Genomic DNA, 18,231 nt, shown 5'->3' on the forward strand with positions numbered 1-18,231 from the left:
TGTGACATGCAAGTGAGTCATTTGACTGTACATGAATTAACAACGGAGCAGGATGCTTTACGCATTACTGATTTCTATTTATCCCCAGTATCTTTTGATGATCAGCATCATACGCCAGGCGAACTGGAGCATTTCCGTCATGCGCCAATGCTAAGCTTAACCCAGCGCAATCACCGGCATTGGTTTATTGAAAATGAAGATGGTGAAATCATCGCGGTAACGAGCTGCAAAGAGAATGAACATCAGTCAGGCGGATTCCTGTGGGATTACTTGGCTGTGCATCGTGAATATCGTAGACATGGGTTTGCGAAGGTGTTGTTTCAAGCGTTAGAAACGTTTGCCCGTGCCGCACAGGGGCGTTACATTTTAACCTACACCTGTGATTTACCCGAATATATCCCGATTCAAAAGATGTTCAGAGCCAATGGCTTCGAATTAATTGGTACGTATCCGAATTATTATTATGAAGGCGAAGCTAGATTAGCCTTTTACAAACCACTGTCCCCTTGACAGATAGACTAATAGATTGGACCTGATGAGATGCAAGGAACCTTAAGAGGGTGGATAGGGCTGCGCACGGAAGACAGTCGTAAGCTTTGGATGATGCTGCCGATCTTTTACTTTAGCGGCATTGCAGAATCCTTGAATTACACTGCATTCATGGCACTTTTTAATCAACGCTTCGGCGTGCAATATTTGCCCTATATTTATATGGTGGAAGCTGCTATCATGCCGCTCGAAGGTTGGCTCCTAGCTAAGCTAGCGAACCGTCTGCCAAAGGCCAAAATGATGAGTACGCTGTACGTCATCCTGATGGGATTGCTCTTCCTAAATGGTGCCGTATTGCTTGGATTTAAACTCGGCGGCATTGATTATCGCTATTACTATCCGATTCTATTCCTCACTTCAAACTTTGTCGTGAGACAGCTGACTTTGCTCCTTTGGAGTACTGCTTTCGACTTGTGTCCTACTCAACAAGCGAAACGACTTATGCCTGTGTTCATCGCTGCGACAACGACGGGTGGGATTACAGCAGGCTTACTCGCTCATCAGCTAGGAAAACTACTAGGTACGGAAGCGGTGTATGCACTAGCGCCTATACTCATGGTGTTCGGTTTTGTCTTTTTCCGTCGAGCGCTTATGCGATATTTAGTCCCGTTAACCTTGAAGGAAGACAGGCGACTGAATAAAGTGCAGTTGGTCTCGGGCACAGAGGAAGAGAAGCAGACGTCCTCCGGCTACTATGCGAAGCAAATGCTGAAAAGTCCTTTCCTATTATGTGCCGTTGCGCTCATGACACTCATGCCCGCCGTTTATTTTATGATGGAGTATCAATACTTCACAGCTGCGGAGTCTAAGTTCTCTAACGAAGGGGACTTAACCTCATTCTATGGCTTAATTACAGCAATTCAGTTTACTTTCTGTTTGTTATTACAAACGGTATCAACGCGCTTAATGAACTGGTTAGGCGCCAGTAATATGTTATTAGGCATTACGCTTCTCTTCTTTGGCGGTTTTGGACTTACAGCCCTATTCATGAATCAATCACTTGGCTTAGTGATGGTTTCGGGATCATATGCGGTTTTCTATATATTGTTGTATTACATTGCAGAGCCTTGTTATCAGCTTTTCTTCAAAATGATGCCGATTACCAAACGGGATGGCTACCGTTATTTTGCACAAGGGGTTGCTGCTTCTGGCGGTATACTCATTGGTTCGCTTTTTTCCGTGCTGCATTCGTTTGGTCTCCTTCAATTGTCCCCTCTAGCTTGGTTAGGTGTCGTGATTGCAGGGATACTGGTCGTTGTAGCTTGGTTCGGTAGAAATCTGTATATTCGGGAATTGGTCAAAAGCGTACAATCTTTGCATGGTGATTTATCGGAGATTGCGAGCTCTTTTATCGGGGGCATTCGCAGTTCCAAGGCTTTATCGGGGATTCTGGCCTATTTGAAGCATCCTAATGATTATGTACGGGAGCTAGCCTTAGAAATTATCGGTAAAGCGAAAGACTCGGCGTTCCTGCCTCATTTGATCCAAATGATCGGAGAAGAGAGCTCGCGGATTCGCATTGCGGTATTACGTGCGATGAACTTGCAGGGTGCAACGATTCAGGACCTCGTGCAGGTCGCTTCCTTTTTGGAAGATGAGGATCCAGAGGTTAGGGCTGAATGTGTGAAGCTAATATCAAAGGCTACGCATCTGAGAAGCCAATCTCATTTCTTTATCCGAGTGAAGCTGCTCGATCATCACCCGAAAGTGGTACATGAAGGCGTCAAAGCTTTGTATGCTCTGGAAAGTGAAGAGAGCTTTGCGGCCTGTGATGAAGCGATTATCAAAATGCTGGATACCGGCGGAGAATGGGCTGTCTATGGCTGCCATACCGTAGCCGATCTGAAGCTGGATACGTATGCAGCTTGGGTCATGTCCTTACTCGATGAGGAACGTCCCGCTGTGAAGGTGGCAGCTGCGCATTGTTTAGGTAAGCTTCAGCACGTGGAAAGCATTCCAGTCATGCTGGGGATGGTATCCATGGCAGATCAGGAGCTGCGCAAAGCCATTCTGCAAGCTTTCGTGGATATGGGCAAGAAAGCATTGCCTACACTACTTGAGTACAGTCACCATCCGAATCCTTTCATATGGAATGCCATAGTCACAACGCTCGCTGAGCTGTTGGAGGAAGACAAATTGCGTTCCTTGCTGGTGGAACTTTGTGTGCAGCGGTTGCAAGCATCGACACAAGAGCGAGTGCTGCCGATTGCACTTGAGAAGCTTGGTCTCATGGGTCTTGCAGAACTGGCGAAGGAGCGCTGTGGTGAGCTGCATGATGCGCTTATAGACGGGGCATGGTCAGTCATGGCTAAGCTCGTTGATGAGCGGATTATTATGACGCTGCGTGAGGCTATTCAAGACGCGAATGTAGAACTCCGTGAGAATGGTTTAGAGGTCCTTGCAGAAGGTCTCGGCGATCGCAAATTGGCCTATGCATTATTAGATCAATTGAAACAAGAAGGCGTGGCAGTTGTCATGGAGGAATTACAGCCACTGGTGCTGCTTCAAGAGGCTACAACATGGGCAGACAGCTGGCTCAAGGATATTGCTATCTACGCACTAAGTGCATTGGAGCGTGCAGATATGAAGGAAGAACGTAAGTTTTTAACGATGTTGGATAAAGTGATCTTTTTGAAGCAAGTCAGCTTATTCGCGGACTTGTCCGTTGATGAGTTAGGTTTAATTGCGGGAATTGCAACAGAAGAAGTTCATGAAGATTTAACCTACTTATTGCGGCGGGGAGAACCCAATGCTGCCATGTATCTTCTTATTGAGGGCCATGTGGAATTGAGTAATGAGACGGGGGTCGGCGAGACTGCGACGATTGGCGTTTTGGGACCTAAGCAAGCGGTAGGTGAAACAACGGCCTTAGACGGTTCCCCATCGTCCATTACGGCACAGGCGATATTCGATGAGGTACGCGTCCTTACTTTACAAGGAGAGAGTTTGTCTCGGTTAGTGAGGTTGTATCCAGAGATCGGGATCGGGATGCTTCACGCTTCAAGTGCAAGAGTACGATTGCTGGAAAACATGCTTTTGAAAATGTCGTAGGAGTGATCGTGTGAGTATGGAGTCCATCGTATTGAGCAACGATTTACAAGAGCTAGAACGTCTAGCGGCCTTTATTCAGGGCTTATCAGGGACCCTCGGTATGGATGAGAAGTCCCTGTTTCAAATCAATTTGGTCTGCGATGAGCTTGTAACAAACATTATTCTATACGGCTACCCTTCTGCGTCAAATGGGATGCATACGATTCGCCTTGATGTTGAGCAAACCCCAGACGGTTGGGAGCTATGTCTAACGGATCGTGGCATTCCTTTTAATCCATTGTTAAAAGCAACCCCTCGCACCGATTTAAGCATCGAGGAACGAGGTATCGGCGGGCTGGGTATCCATTTCGTCAGGCAGGTGATGGACGAGCTTCATTATGAGCGTTTGAATGAGGAGAATGTACTGCTAATGAGAAAAAATCGAATCTAAGAGGAGGGCGTTTCATGAACATTACCGAGCAGCAGCAAGGTGATATTATGCTAGTTAGCTTACAGGGCAGATTGGATGGCAATACATCCGCAAGCTTGGAATCCGCTTTTGCTAAGTTAGTTGAGCAAGGCAACGGTAAATTCGTATTTAATCTGCAAGGGCTGGAGTATGTCAGCAGCGCAGGCTTAAGAAGTTTGCTATCCGCAGCCAAAATGGTCAAAGTCATTCAAGGCAAGCTTGCCCTAGCGCGTATGAACGAGCATGTAAAAGAAGTTTTTGATATGTCGGGTTTTAGCAGCATCTTTAAACTGTATGAGACAGAGGATGAAGCTATTAATGCCATTAAATAATGACATATGTGAGCAGTTTTCCGTGGGATCGGAATAGTTAAGCTGACTAATGGATGGAATCGTAAAGGAGCTGAGCTGGATGGAAGTTATACTGGTCATCTTGTGTCTTGTCGCTGTCATCCAGTGGCAGCAAGCGAATCGAAAACGTCAAGCAGCAGAGCTGGAGCTTCAGCGGACGATGCAGCTTTTTGATGTGAGCTTGGAAGTGAACTCTACGATTCGCAAGCAGGATCTACTGGTCAAAATCATGGAAACCTCTTCCCGAATCATGCATGCAGAGGCCTCCTCCGTAATCCTTGTCGATGAAGAGAAAGGTGAACTGTTTTTCGACCTTGCGCTCGGTGCAAAAGGTGATGAGGTGCGTGAAATCCGCCTCAAGATCGGTGAAGGCATAGCAGGGTGGGTCGCGCAGACAGGAAAGTCGGTCAAGATTGACGATGCGGCTGGGGATGAGCGCTGGTCGTCAAAGGTGGCCAAGCGCGTCGATTATCCAACACGCAATATGCTCTGTGTCCCTCTTGTCAGCAAAGGGAAAATCATTGGCGTGCTGCAAGTTCTGAACAAACGGGGCGATGCACCGTTTACAGATCGCGATTTGCAGTTGCTGGAGTCCATTGCTTCACCCACGGCGGCTTCGCTAGAAAATGCCATGCTGTACGATGCCTTGGAGAAGTCCATACATGCATTGAAAGTAACGACGGCAGCGAAGGAACGCATGGAAAGCGAGCTGCGGATCGCAACCGACATTCAGATGGGGTTTCTTCCTCGTAAGAGTTTAAGCTTGGCGTATCGTGGTGTGGATGCTGAGATTGGAATAGGAGGCAATGGGATGCTTCAAGCCCAAGCAGAGGCGCAAGCGATTATTCGCCCTGCGCGCGAAGTCGGCGGTGACTTCTATGATTATTTTCGCATCGACGAGAATCGCATATTCTTTGTGCTCGGCGATGTCTCTGACAAAGGAATCCCTGCCGCTCTATTCATGGCGGTGACGATGACGCTGCTCAAAGGTAAAATGTCCGCCGAGTTGACCCCAGGTGATCTGCTGACGGCTGTCAATCAAGAGCTCTATAAGGATGACTCCACGATGTTTGCGACGATATTCTGCGGCGTATTGAACGTGGCGACAGGACAGCTTCTATATAGTGACGGAGGCCATTGTCCGCCATACATCGTGAGGGCTGGCGGTGAGGTGGAGCTTTTGAAAGGGAAAAAGGGACTCCCACTTGGCGTTATGGACGACATGGTGTATATGGATAACGAGGTGACGCTAGATCTAGGAGATCGCATCATTGTGTACACGGATGGCATTACAGAGGCGGAAGACCGACTGCAACATCAATATGGCTTTGCCCGACTCCAGGATGTATTGGTGAGGGAACAAGGCAGTAAGCCTGAACATTTGCTTGGTCAAATGGTGATGGATGTGGATTTATTCGCAGATGGCGCTGTCCAATCGGATGATATTGCCGTGCTCATTATTGATCGCAATCCGATAAAATCGTAAACTCCGCTGTAAAGCGTTGTGATATAGTTACTAGATAGACTTCTTGCACACAGGGACGGAATTGTAGAAGTGCAGACCAGTAATACATGCAATGAATGCTTCCATTAAAAGCTCGCTAGGAGGGTTATGCCATGCAAAAATCCCATATTAACCGGCAACCAGATTCTTCTTTGCATACGAATCAGAAAAACAATAAAACAAATTCTCCCGTATCTTCCGATCTGATGAATATTCAACGATCTATCGGCAATCGCGCTGTTGGCAATATGTTGACTATTCAAACGAAAATGACCGTTGGTCCAGCTGGCGATGCGTATGAGCAAGAAGCCGATCAAATGGGCAAACAAGCAGCTGACCATATTGCTGCGTCAGAGAGTAGTGGAGCTTCTAAGCCAGATGTTCAGCGCTCAGAAGGCGGCGAGTCGGAAGATGAAGAGCTGCAGATGAAACCATCATCGGAGTCGCTTCAACGCTCAGAAGGCGGCGAGTCGGAGGATGAGGAGCTGCAGATGAAACCATCATCAGAGTCGATCCAGCGCTCAGAGGGCGGCGAGTCGGAGGATGAGGAGCTGCAGATGAAGCCATCATCGGAGTCGATCCAGCGCTCAGAAGGCGGCGAATCGGAGGATGAGGAGCTGCAGATGAAGCCATCATCGGAGTCGATCCAGCGCTCAGAAGGCGGCGAATCGGAAGATGAGGAGCTGCAGATGAAGCCATCATCGGAGTCGATCCAGCGCTCAGAGGGCGGCGAATCGGAGGATGAGGAGCTGCAGATGAAGCCATCATCGGAGTCGATCCAACGCTCAGAAGGCGGCGAGTCGGAGGATGAGGAACTGCAGATGAAGCCATCTTCGGAAGGTGGTTTTGAAGCGGATGCAGGGATTGAATCGCAGATTAAAGCGAAGCAAGGCAGCGGCAGCAAAATGGATGCAAGTATTCAAGCGAAGATGGAATCAGCGTTTAAGACAGATTTTAGCAACGTAAATATACATAATGATTCAGAGTCATCAAAGATTAATCGATCTATAGGAGCAGAGGCATTTGCTACTGGGAATGATGTGTTTTTCCGAGAAGGTCGATACAACCCAGACACACGTGAGGGGCAAGAATTGTTAGGTCACGAATTAACTCATGTTGTTCAACAACGAGGCGGCAAGTAGCACGAATAAGAATGATTATATGCAGTAAAGGAGTTAATCCGGGATGCCTCAAGGAAAGCAAGGTCAAACCAAACCAGCAAGCCCCTCACATCAGTATGGACAGCAAATGCAAGCGGCTCACTCCAATGCGAGTGCCTCCCAAGTGTCACCCATGGGGACGAACATCTTTATGCAAATGCAGCGTACAGTAGGAAATCGCGCAACACAAGCGTACGCGAATCAGATTATTCAGCGTAATCCTGCGCCGCAACAGGTACCAGTCCCCGTCGTGGCACCAACAGTTGCCTTCCATCGCCGCAGGTCAGGGACTGCTGCACCTCCAGTGCCTGTAGTGCAGACGCCAGCGCCTACTAATGTAGTAGCACCGCAAGGGACGTCAACAGCACAAACGCCAGCGCCAACTACGGTGGTTGCACCACAGTCTACTTCTACCACACAGACACCAGCTCCAACAACGACGACAACAACGCAAACACCGGCGCCAACACAAACAGGGACTGTACAGACACCAGCTCCAACCGTGCAAACACCAACGATACCTTCGGCTTCTACTCTGCATCCTACAGGCGACGATACCAAGGATAATGCAGACATGACATCTGGGGTCGGCGGAACGTTCTCTGACAGCTTTGGTAAACGTGCTGATGATTTGAAAGAGTCGTACGATAAGACGAAGGATGCTGGGACTGCGCAGCAGTCAGCTACGATGGGCGCAGTTGCATCTACCGCAGATCTTGTAAGCGGGCCTTTCCAGATTATGAGTGCCATTAGAGAAACACTCTCTGTTTCTGGTGATGCAAACCGAACGGGTCATAACAAGCGTTGGCAGTATGCAGGCACTGGATCAGCCATAGTTGAGTCCAGCGGTAAAATGGTCAGCGGCTCGGCTGGTCTAGTCGATAAAGCAGCCAAATCAACGGGGAAAGAAAAAGGGGTCGGTGGATCCTCCTCCGTCAGTGATTATACGGGCACAGTAGCGGAAGCGATCTCCGCAGTCAAAAATACGATTATGGCCGTTAAAGGCATTTATGATATGTACAGTAAGGCTTCTGAAAATGGCGGGCTCGATAAAGGTGAGAAAGCAAGAGGGACGCTTGAGATTATTAGTAATGCAATCCAAGCTGCGCAATCTGGTATCAAAGTGGCGAAGGGCATTATGGAGATCATGGAGACGAGTACGGCCAGTTTGACAGCTGTTATTCCAGGCGTCAGTATTGCCGTAAGCGGTGTGAAAATTGCTATCAAAACGGTTGATGTGATCAAAGCTGGTTTGAACCGCAGCGCCATGACTACAATGAAACGTGATTTCAAAGGAAAAGCTGAGTATGCAGATATTCTGAAAGAAAAACGTTGGTACACGCGAAATGCTGGTGTGGACAAAGCGAAGCTGGCTGCCAAAAAGGTGCAGTTAAATGCTGACATTGCGTCAGGTGATCCAGCTAAAGTGGCAGCAGCTAACCAACAACTTGATGAAATCGCCCAGTACGAATTAGCGAAAGAAATGAAAAATATTAACGTGAAGCGAACAGATCGTGGAGCTATTCAAATTGGGCTTGAGCTTACGAAGATTGCCGCCGATATTGCGACACTCACTGGGGTAGGTGCTCAAGTAGGTACGCCGCTGAAAATCGTTGCCACAGGTATTGGTGCAGCTATGCCAATTGCCAGAACATTGAAGCAAGCTGGGCGTGATCGCGCATCGAAAGCAGGCGCATGGGGAATTACTAAGGCAGTCTTTAACGCGGATAAATCAACCGAGAAGAAGCTGGAAAAACGTGCGCACGATACGGATCTTATTTTTGATATGTTTGCGAAGCTCCCTGTATACGATGAAGCGGACCAAGCATGCGTAGCGAGATACAAACAAGTAGAGAGTTTTGTAGAAGCAGCTGGTGTCAGCATTCAAGCTTTGTATCAATTCGAGAGCGATCCAGCTAAGCTGAAGGGCGCCATTGTTGAAGCAATGGGCAAGAGAGAATAGGAGATTAAACACATATGTTGACTGAGCTTGCACATGCGCGCCATTTGGCGCAATTAGGGCAATTGAAAGAGATTTTGGATGAAGCTGAGCTCGCCACGAACTTATTAGAGAAATCCGAAGCGATTCCGCTTCATGTGCTTATGGCAGGATTTCAAGAGGATAGTAAAGGACGGGATCGCTTCCTTCACTTTAGTTTCTTACCATTGAATGATGAGGAAATTGTTGCGATTCAACTGTTGCAGATCTACAGTACACTGCCGTTTCATCTTCAAGCAGGTGCCCGTGAAGAGGTAGCCTCGCTCTTACTAGAAATTAATACGCGCTTACCAATCGGTCACTTTGGTGTGAATGAGGAAGGCGAAATCCACTATCGTTATGTGTATAGCCTATCAGCTTCTCGCACGTTTGAAGGTGATGAAGTACTAGAGATTCTTACTTTGTTTGTGTACATGTGCGATATGTTTGCAGAGCATATTGAGCAAGTTGCCACGGGTGAAGCGAAAGCGGAGGAAGTTATCACCGCTTTGAGATCTTAAAATAAACAGAACGACCTCCAAACCTATTAGGGTTGGAGGTCGTATTCATATTTCCTCGGAAATATTCGACTTATTTCACCTTGTTTTGCAGCAGCTCAACGAATTGCTTGCCGACATCTCCCATTTGACCGCCTGCTGGGCGATTGCCACCACCGAAGCCGCCGCCATTCTGTTTTTGGCCATCGGCTGTCTGTCCATTTCCTGTCCCACCTGTGGCATTGGCTGACGGAGAAGGGGATACAGCTGGTGTCTGCGTTTTGCCTGAATTGCCATTACCGCCTTGACCACCGGCACCACCATTTCGATTGCTCGGACGTTGACCATTTTGATCGGAATTGCCTTGACCATTTGGTCCACCGTTACCGCGATTACCCATGCGTGATTCCGCATCTGTGAGGTAAGTCTTTTGAGCATCTGTCAGATTAGCTAGCAGCTTGGTTTTATTATCATCACTAAGCTCTTTCTTCGCGATGATATCTTCAGCGACTGGCAGCATAGCTTGCGCTTGCTCCTTCGTGATGGTCAACCCATCTGCTTTATCCAGCATCATTAGCATTTGAAAAGTACTGAAAAGTTGTCGCTGTGCAGGGTCCATCGCAGGACGGTTTTGCTGGTTATTTTGTTGGCCATTTCCAGCTGCCTTTTCTGTTTGCTGCCCGGACTGAGCGGTGCCAGCAGCTGCAGTTGGTGTGTCAGATTGATTCCCGCATCCAGCTAGAAGAATGGGGATTAGAATGCATATGCCTGCTAATTTTTTCATATTCATACGTGTATGTATCACTCCTATTTTTGTTTTCCACGTTGTTATTGTACGATGGTATTATGAAAGAATAGCGAATAAAAGCTGAAAGTCAGCTTAAAATTAGTGGATGAAATGCCATGAGGGAGGCGCCAAATGGAGTACAGAACGATTGATGTGGAGAAGGATAGAGAAACGATCATCGCCTTTCGGAAAGACTCCTACGTGGTGAGCTTCGGGAGTGAAGAAGGCTTTGGGGATGAAGAAGAGTACGTGAGAAAGATTGCCGATCGTGCTAGGCGCTTTCCAGAGGGGCTCGTGTTGATTGAAGATGAAAATCAGCCAGTTGGCCAATTGGAGCTTCAAATTGTGTTTCATGAAGGCAGTTACATTGGCTATGCTAACTTGTTCTACTTGATTCCATCCTACAGAGGGAAGGGATACGGGCGACAACTAATAGCTTATGCGGAAGGTTTCTTTGAAAAATATGCGGTGAAATCGTATCATTTGCGCGTGGCTCCAACGAATGTACGAGCGCTGCATTTGTACGAGACCTGCGGTTTTCGCCTTTTAGAAAAGGAAGAAGATCAACCCTATCCTGTCTGGCGAATGGTTAAGGATCTCTAAGATCTCTAGTAGCAAATAAGCCGCTAAAGCGCGACATACGTGCGCATAGCGGCTTATTTCATTCTGACGTCTCGTTAGATGACCAGTGTGCAGGGCGTGTTAAGTGCGCTGGCAGCTTCGTGTGTATATCGCCTTTGGCAGCATTCACTTGAAACTGAGTAAGAAATAGACTGTCACTCAGATCAGCGCCTCGGAGGTCAGTATCCCGAAAATCAGCACCGATGAGATCCACTTTTCGTAGATCTGCCCCTCGCAAATCTGCAGCAATTAAATAAGCACCTCGCAAGTTGTTAGCTCGTAGATCTGCGCCTTTCAGATTAGCGCCAATCAGATCGGCACCCCTCCCATAGGTTTTACGGCGCCCTTTGGTGACGGGCAGCTGTTGGAGCGCCTTTTCGCGCACACTTTCACTTGTTTGAAGAAGTCGAACATTCACGGCGGCTCGATGTGCGGCAACATCCAGCTTGGCCAGACTCTCTGGATTTAATCTAGTGAGGCGCTCGGTTTCTGCAAGTAGGATGTTCAGCTCACTATGAAGCTCTTCCGTTGTGTGCACGTGTAGAGCTTCCGTCAAATACCAAAGCAGCTCCTGAAGCTGCTGCATCAGAGGAAACACCTCAAACATTTGCTTCGCATTCTCAGGCGCATTCCGCCAATCTTGTCCGCGAAAGGTGATCTGTGAAACTTTCTGGCCTGCACCGAAGCAATCATAAACCGTACAGCCGCGAAAGCCGATCTGCCGGAGTTGGGTATGCACACCACAGCGAAAGTTGGCTTGCAGGTTCTTGCAAGGTTGTCCGGCATCTTTTTGATTAGCAAAATCCGTTGAAGCTGCATAAGGAAGGGCCACGCAACATAGACCAAAGCAGCGCTCGCAGTCTCCTTGCAGATGTAACCGGTCACCAGCCATATTCATGTCTGCTGCATGTTCATTCTCTATCATTCATAACGATCTCCTTGTACCATACTCATTTTTATATTATACAACGAAGAAGCCATATGCAAAATCGAAGAGTTATGCTATAACTGGTGAAAAAGCTATTATTACGAACAGTGTAAGAGGGAGACATCCATGAGCACATTAACGAAGGCCATATTAATTGCGGCTAAAGCACATGATGGTCAAGCAGATAAAGGGGGCAACCCTTACATTTTGCATCCAATTCGACTAGCCAGCAGAGCAAAAACAACCGAACAATCCATTGTTGCTGTTTTACATGATGTCGTGGAGGATTCCAGCTTTACCCTATTTGATTTGAAAAAAGAAGGCTTTAGTCTACCTGTCCTAGAAGCGCTAGATTGCCTTACGAGAAGGCCGGATGAGTCGTATGAAGGATTCATTAAGCGAATTAAAGTTAATCCATTAGCGTCATTTGTGAAGCTCCTGGACTTAGAAGATAATTGTGATCTCAGTCGCATTGAACATCCTACCCGTCAAGACTATGAAAGAATCGATAAGTACAAAAAAGCGATAACTGAATTAAGATATGGAAGCTGACACCCTTGGTGTCAGTTTTTTTGTCGAAAAAGACTTGTAGAGAGCGGACATCAATCGACATACGAAATGAGCTTTTTGCAATATGATAAATGTATGTATACAAGCTGACTATATGAAGAAAGGGTTGATCGCCATGAACAACATAAAAATATCCTCAAAAGGTATCGAAAAAGCGCTTCGTAAGTTTGATTATTTGCAAGCTATTGCCGAATATATTTGGAACGGTTTCGACGCTGAGGCTACGGCGGTAGACATAACCCTTCATAAAAACATACTAAACGGCGTAGATCAAATCATCATTGCAGACAATGGTTATGGTATTAAGCTGAAGGATTTAGAAGGAAAGTTTACGCCTTTCTATGAATCCGAGAAGAGTGTGGATCCTGACAAACGAGGGAGAACGACTTCGGCAATGCATGGGAAAAATGGGATAGGCCGCTTAACGTTTCACCATTTTGCTTCCGAGGCGATCTGGCAAACAACCTATGAGGATGGGCTTTTGCTCAAAAATACATACAGCATCCGCATTCATGCGAAACAGTTGGATGCTTATCATGTGACGAAGCCTGATGTAACCGATAAGGATAGAGGGACGACCGTCACATTTAACAATATTATCAAAGAGTTCGTCGTTGAGGATTTTCTAGCATTTTTGAGCAGAGAATTTGGATGGTTCTTAGAATTGCACGCGGACAAGCCCTACACGATTCGAATTGATGGGGAACCGTTAGATTACGCAAGCTTGATCGCGGAAAAGGAAAGCTTTACATCTGTGCATCCGATGTCGCAGACGAAATTTCGCATCACGTATATTCGTTGGGAAGATCGGATGAATCATGAATATTCGAAGCTGTATTTTATCGACTCGAAACAGAAAGAGCAGCATAAACAACCGACGACGTTTAACAATAAAGGCGATGCCTTCTACCACAGTGTATATATTCAGAGTAAGCTGTTTGATCAGTTTGATTTTAGCTGCGAAGATCTGAGTGGACAGCAGTCGTTCACCTTCGGTGCAAGCCGAAAAAGCGATGCTTTTCAATTCCTGCTAGATGAGCTGGGCACGTTCATTAGTGAGAAAAGGCTGCCTTATCTGAGAAAATTATCCGATGCTGTCATCAAGGAATTTACGGAAGCTAAGGCGTTCCCAGCGTTCACCGGTGATCCGGAAGCGGCGGACCTCAGGGATGAACTAGAAGCTGCGATTCGTGAGATGTGTCATGCGGAGCCGAAGGTATTTGCTAGATTAAATCCTGAACAAAAGAAAGTGCTCGCTCACTTGATCCATTTGGTAGGTTCTGAGGAAAGACAACGGTTGATGGCAGCACTATAAGCGGTATGGATAGTGTTGTGTTAGTAGCTGCGTCCTCAATGGACGCGGCTTTTTCAATTGGGAAAGACAGGATTAACAAAGTTTATCTCGAATAGTTGGATACAGCTTTTTTGTGCGAGAACGAGAGGCATGGAAGAGAACATGTTTTATAGCGGCAAGGAGGGTTAACGATGCAAACAGTCTATCTACTATCAGGTCCAGCGGGTGTAGGCAAATCCACCACTTCACGGGCTTTGGTCAAATCTTTGCCAAACTCTGCTTATATTTCAGGGGATGCTGTCAGTCATATGCATGTGAATGGTCGTGAGAAACCGTGGGAAAGCCGATCTGAGCTATCGCTCATTTGGGATAATATTTGGCGGCTTACAGCTAATTTTATTGCACGTGGCGTAGACGTGGTCGTCGATTATGTGACATTTCCTGAAGAAGCAGAATGGCTCCAAACGCAGTTAGCAGAGTTACATGCTGATGTGGTGTATGTTGTTTTGTGGACAGACAAAGCGACGCTACTGCAAAGGGATCAGATGAGACTCCCCCAGCATCAAATGGGTGAACGCTGCTTAATTCTCATCGATGAATTCGAAAGCGCTAGATTAGTAGCGAAGCATTTTCTGGATACGAGTCTACACCATGTTGGAGATTTGAACGAGGTCGTAAATGACATTCGGAGTAACGAAAGATATAGACTGAATCCAAGAGTATGAAACGGCAAGGCAATCAGAAATTTTATCTAAAGAAGGAGCCCCTTTAATGAACAATCACACACCAGGGCTACACCACATCAAAGCAATGGTCGAAAAAAAGGTCACCTGGCTTGAGCTGTTTTACGATTTGCTTTTTGTAGCGGCCGTTTCCAAAGCGAGTCACGTCTTGCTGCATGTACATCATGGCACGATCCCACTGGAGTATTTAAGCAAATTCGTGCTTATTTTTATACCGATTTGGTGGGCTTGGGTGGGACAGTCAGTTTTCATCAATCGGTTTGGGCGGGATAGTACCTCGCATCGTGTTTTTCTTATTCTACAATTATTTTTTGTTCTAATTATGACGGCTAGCTTATCTGTCGATTTTGATCAGTACTTTGTGCCCTTTCTTATCGGCTATTTAGGTTTGAGAGCGATGACGGCCATTCAATACCTGGCTGTTCATCGAAAAGAAGAAGATCATCTACGCAGTACCGCATATTACTTAGGGAGCCGATTCTGGATCGGACTTGCTATATCGGCACTTTCCCTTTTTTTCGATTCGTGGATTCGATACGCGGTGTTGTACGTGGGAATTATGGTAGATATCCTGCTGCCCCTAATGGGACGAAAATACTTGGTGAGAACGCCGATTAACACGCATCATTTATTAGAGCGGTTCTCGTTATTTACGTTGATTTTACTTGGTGAATCGGTTATTAGCATACTCACGGTCTTGCAATCCAGTGATTGGACATGGCAGTCCATCGTTTTCGCAGCCCTCACCTTTCTATTGATCATCGCGATGTGGTGGCAATATTTTGAGAATGTAGAGAAGAAAGTGAACAAAGCGCTGGAAACGGCAGGACAAACCATCATCTATGGCCATTTATTCATTTATTTATCCTTGTGTATGATTGCCGCATCTATACAGCTGCTTTTCTTAGAGCAATTACATTATGGGTTTATGTTAAGTTTTATTTTCGCTTCCGTTCTTTTGTACTTTTTCTCAACATCGCTAGTTTTTCACAAGTATAGACATGCACATCAACGCTTAGGGGTAGCGCATTTGACGGTATTTCTAGGGTTGTTAGTGGTATTTCTTGGGCTAGATCTTATGTTTGAGATGCCCAACTATGTCATCATCGGCGAAATGATGTTATTTTTTGTTGTGTATGCCAAGGGAACGACTTGAGCTATTACTGGGAGGGGAAGATGATATGCGCATCGAAATTGACGCTGACCTTACACTCAAATCACTTGAACCAAAGGATGCAGAAGCCTTATTTGCACTAACTAACACTTGTCGGGATTACCTGAGAGAATGGTTGCCATGGGTGGATGCGACCCAACATAGTGATCATTCAAGAGCATTCATCCAACACTGTCAAAATCAAGAGGCATCCAATAATGGCTTCAATGCAGGCATTTGGTTTAAAGGAGAGTTTGCAGGTTGCATCGGATTTCACCCGATCAATTGGGCTAATCATTACGCGAGTCTGGGTTACTGGTTAGGGGAAGGCTTCCAAGGTCATGGCATTATGACACGAGCCTGTCAGTGGATTATCAATTATTCGTTTAACGAATTGGGCTTAAATCGAGTAGAAATTAGATGTGGCGATAAAAATTTCAAAAGCCGAGCAATCCCAGAGAAATTAGGATTTACGAAGGAAGGCCAGATCCGTGATGCCGCGTGGCTTTACGATCATTACATAGACCTTGTTGTCTATGGCATGTTGAAACGTGAGTGGCGAGCAGCAGAGGAATGATGGGAATGGGGCAGTAAGTCGAGAAATTCGATTTACAGCAGCAGAATGAAGTCAATTGGGCGCTGCAAGTCGAAAAAATCGAGTTACGGCAGTAGAATGCGGTTACTTGGGTGCTGTAAGTCGAAAAATTCGAGTTACGGAAGCAGAATGGGGTCACTTGGGAGCTGTAACTCGAAAAAATCGAGTTACAGCAGCAGATCGGGGTCAATTGGGCGCTGTAAGTCGAAAAATTCGAGTTACGGTGGCAGATCGGGGTCCCTTGGGTGCTGCAACTCGAAAAATTCGAGTTACGGTAGCAGAATGGGGTCCCTTGGATGCCGTAAGTCGAAAAAATCGAGTTATAGCGGCAGAATGCGGTCCCTTGGTTGCTGTAAGTCGAAAAATTCGAGTTACAGCGGCAGATCGCGGTCTCTTGAGTGCTGTAAGTCGAAAAATTCGAGTTAAGGTGGCAGATTGTGGCCTCTTGGATACTGCAAGTCGAAAAATTCGAGTTACAGCGGCGGCTTGCTTTTACCTTATCTTCTAGGACATTCCCCTTGTTGTAAACAAGTTTGTTATGCGGCTTTATGCTCCGTCTTCGTCCCCGAGAATTTGTACCATAGAAGCATCCCCACCGAACAAAACCCAACCACAATGAGCAAGCCATACACATGTTTATACGATTGAAGCAGCGGCGTATTCTCTTGAATTTCAAGGAGTATGCCGCAAATGGCAACGGACATCGCCCCGCCAAAAAACTGTATCAGTTGCAGCAGTCCCATGCCTGATCCGATTAGCTGTTTTGGCAGAATACGTGACGTTTCATTATTTAATGACGCTACGGTTGCGGAAAATGCTGGAGAGAAGCAAAGGTAGCCAATCAGAATAACCAGTGGCGAAGCGCCAATAAGCAGCGAGAAGGCAATCATCACTAGGGTTAATAGCCCATGTCCGATAAGCAAAAACCGCATATTGCCGAATCGATCGATCCATCGACCGACGAAGCGGGTTAAGAATGCGGACAAAATAGCTCCAGGAGCAATCGTCAACCCAATGGTCATTGCCGACTGATTGAACACCTTAGCCAGAATTAATGGCATTAAGAATAAATTGCCAAGGTTCAAGACCAAGATACAGAACCCGATCACAACCAGCTTCCGATATGCTGGATTGGCCAGCAATAAGGGGTTAATGAACGTGTCGCTGGCTCGCCGCAGATGCCACACATGGACACCGAAGGAGAGGGCACTGATGGCTAGCCACACGCCAGAGATCTGTGTCACAGCGAGTAACAAGCTAGCGGCATTGACGACCGTCAATAGCGCGCCTAGCATGTCGAAACGGAACGCCACAGGCTGCTCCTTAGGGAGCAATCGTAGAAGAATAGGAAGAATGACTAAGACCAAGCAGGTAATCGCGAACAACCCATTCCAGCCCCAATATTCGCTGATGAAACCGCCAACGATCGGGCCGAGCCCGAAGGCCATGGCACTCCCCGCCGAAATCATCGCAATGGCTGAGCCTCGACGCTCAAGTGGGATGTAGCGGCTGGCGAGTACGAGTCCAAGACCGGCCATGACCCCTGAGCCGGCGGATTGTAGAATGCGGGCAGCAAGTAAGGTGTGGAACTCGCGCGCGAACAGTCCAAAAACAGAGGAAAGTCCAAGGATGATAAGCCCAACGGTTAGCAGCTTGCGTATGGGAAGAACATCAGAGAGTCTGCTGTATAGGACTGTGGATAAGGCATAGCCAATGGAATAGCTAGAGATGACCCAAGCTCCGAGATCCGCAGTGATGTGGAGATCCTGAATAATACTGGGAATGGAGACGTTGAACATCGTCGTATTCATAACAACAATGAACAAGCCAATGGTCCAAACGGGCATTACAATTTTATCGTTCATGTATATCCATCCTGACTGGCGCGAGAAGTAAGTACAACTTCTTATTATAAACCTACATTGACCAATCGCCAAAATTGAAGAAGGGCAGGCGCCAATTGACAGGTTCGCAAATCAGAGGTATTATTTTATTATATATTT

Annotated in this window: 18 protein-coding genes; 15 read left to right on the forward strand and 3 right to left on the reverse strand. The window is 46.8% G+C overall.

The features are described from left to right. Positions 1-6 precede the first annotated feature (6 nt). The 8 genes from AC58QM_RS00245 to AC58QM_RS00280 all read left to right on the forward strand — a co-directional run bounded on the left by AC58QM_RS00245 (position 7) and on the right by AC58QM_RS00280 (position 9,561). Positions 7-510, forward strand: coding sequence for a GNAT family N-acetyltransferase (locus AC58QM_RS00245; protein WP_310499589.1), 504 nt, complete (start codon positions 7-9; stop codon positions 508-510). A 30-nt stretch (positions 511-540) separates the two neighbouring features. Continuing rightward, complete coding sequence (locus AC58QM_RS00250; protein ID WP_497280364.1) at positions 541-3,600, forward strand: HEAT repeat domain-containing protein; 3,060 nt, start codon at positions 541-543, stop codon at positions 3,598-3,600. Between the two features lie 16 nt (positions 3,601-3,616). Beyond that, entirely contained in the window at positions 3,617-4,030 is a 414-nt protein-coding gene (locus AC58QM_RS00255; RefSeq protein WP_497281546.1) for an ATP-binding protein, read from the forward strand. Between the two features lie 14 nt (positions 4,031-4,044). Then, positions 4,045-4,380 (forward strand): STAS domain-containing protein, encoded by a 336-nt coding sequence (locus AC58QM_RS00260; RefSeq protein ID WP_497280366.1) that lies wholly within the window; start codon positions 4,045-4,047, stop codon positions 4,378-4,380. Positions 4,381-4,459: 79 nt separating this feature from the next. Then, entirely contained in the window at positions 4,460-5,884 is a 1,425-nt protein-coding gene (locus tag AC58QM_RS00265; protein WP_497280368.1) for a PP2C family protein-serine/threonine phosphatase, read from the forward strand. Positions 5,885-6,015: 131 nt separating this feature from the next. Continuing rightward, a complete protein-coding gene (locus AC58QM_RS00270) occupies positions 6,016-7,044 on the forward strand; it encodes an eCIS core domain-containing protein (protein WP_497280370.1) in 1,029 nt (342 codons plus the stop codon). Between the two features lie 43 nt (positions 7,045-7,087). Then, complete coding sequence (locus AC58QM_RS00275; protein WP_497280371.1) at positions 7,088-9,025, forward strand: hypothetical protein; 1,938 nt, start codon at positions 7,088-7,090, stop codon at positions 9,023-9,025. A 14-nt stretch (positions 9,026-9,039) separates the two neighbouring features. Beyond that, positions 9,040-9,561: a YbjN domain-containing protein gene (locus tag AC58QM_RS00280; RefSeq protein ID WP_497280373.1), complete on the forward strand. Its 522-nt coding sequence runs from the start codon at positions 9,040-9,042 to the stop codon at positions 9,559-9,561. 70 nt (positions 9,562-9,631) lie between these two features. Here AC58QM_RS00280 and AC58QM_RS00285 read toward each other — a convergent pair whose 3' ends face one another. Next, positions 9,632-10,327, reverse strand: coding sequence for a hypothetical protein (locus AC58QM_RS00285; RefSeq protein WP_497280375.1), 696 nt, complete (start codon positions 10,325-10,327; stop codon positions 9,632-9,634). Positions 10,328-10,456: 129 nt separating this feature from the next. Here AC58QM_RS00285 and AC58QM_RS00290 point away from each other — a divergent pair, with 129 nt between their 5' ends. Then, positions 10,457-10,927: a GNAT family N-acetyltransferase gene (locus AC58QM_RS00290; protein WP_497280376.1), complete on the forward strand. Its 471-nt coding sequence runs from the start codon at positions 10,457-10,459 to the stop codon at positions 10,925-10,927. A gap of 58 nt (positions 10,928-10,985) precedes the next feature. Here the strand turns inward: AC58QM_RS00290 and AC58QM_RS00295 are convergent, their stop codons facing one another. Then, positions 10,986-11,870, reverse strand: coding sequence for a pentapeptide repeat-containing protein (locus AC58QM_RS00295; protein WP_497280378.1), 885 nt, complete (start codon positions 11,868-11,870; stop codon positions 10,986-10,988). A gap of 129 nt (positions 11,871-11,999) precedes the next feature. Here AC58QM_RS00295 and AC58QM_RS00300 point away from each other — a divergent pair, with 129 nt between their 5' ends. From AC58QM_RS00300 to AC58QM_RS00325, 6 genes are all read left to right on the forward strand, one after another. Continuing rightward, positions 12,000-12,425 carry a GTP pyrophosphokinase gene (locus AC58QM_RS00300; RefSeq protein ID WP_497280380.1) on the forward strand — a complete coding sequence of 142 codons (426 nt, stop codon included), beginning with the start codon at positions 12,000-12,002 and terminating at the stop codon, positions 12,423-12,425. A 133-nt stretch (positions 12,426-12,558) separates the two neighbouring features. Continuing rightward, the gene (locus AC58QM_RS00305; protein WP_497280382.1) at positions 12,559-13,758 is read left to right on the forward strand and encodes an ATP-binding protein; all 1,200 of its coding nucleotides are present in this window, start codon (positions 12,559-12,561) and stop codon (positions 13,756-13,758) included. 170 nt (positions 13,759-13,928) lie between these two features. Then, positions 13,929-14,462, forward strand: coding sequence for a P-loop nucleotide/nucleoside kinase family protein (locus tag AC58QM_RS00310; protein ID WP_497280384.1), 534 nt, complete (start codon positions 13,929-13,931; stop codon positions 14,460-14,462). An 85-nt stretch (positions 14,463-14,547) separates the two neighbouring features. Then, a complete protein-coding gene (locus AC58QM_RS00315; protein ID WP_497281548.1) occupies positions 14,548-15,636 on the forward strand; it encodes a low temperature requirement protein A in 1,089 nt (362 codons plus the stop codon). 25 nt (positions 15,637-15,661) lie between these two features. Next, the gene (locus AC58QM_RS00320) at positions 15,662-16,210 is read left to right on the forward strand and encodes a GNAT family N-acetyltransferase (RefSeq protein ID WP_497280386.1); all 549 of its coding nucleotides are present in this window, start codon (positions 15,662-15,664) and stop codon (positions 16,208-16,210) included. Between the two features lie 55 nt (positions 16,211-16,265). After that, complete coding sequence (locus AC58QM_RS00325) at positions 16,266-16,736, forward strand: hypothetical protein (protein ID WP_497280388.1); 471 nt, start codon at positions 16,266-16,268, stop codon at positions 16,734-16,736. Positions 16,737-16,764: 28 nt separating this feature from the next. Here AC58QM_RS00325 and AC58QM_RS00330 read toward each other — a convergent pair whose 3' ends face one another. Continuing rightward, entirely contained in the window at positions 16,765-18,093 is a 1,329-nt protein-coding gene (locus AC58QM_RS00330) for an MFS transporter (RefSeq protein WP_497280390.1), read from the reverse strand. Positions 18,094-18,231: the final 138 nt, after the last annotated feature.

The organism is Paenibacillus sp. J22P165, assembly GCF_059692015.1.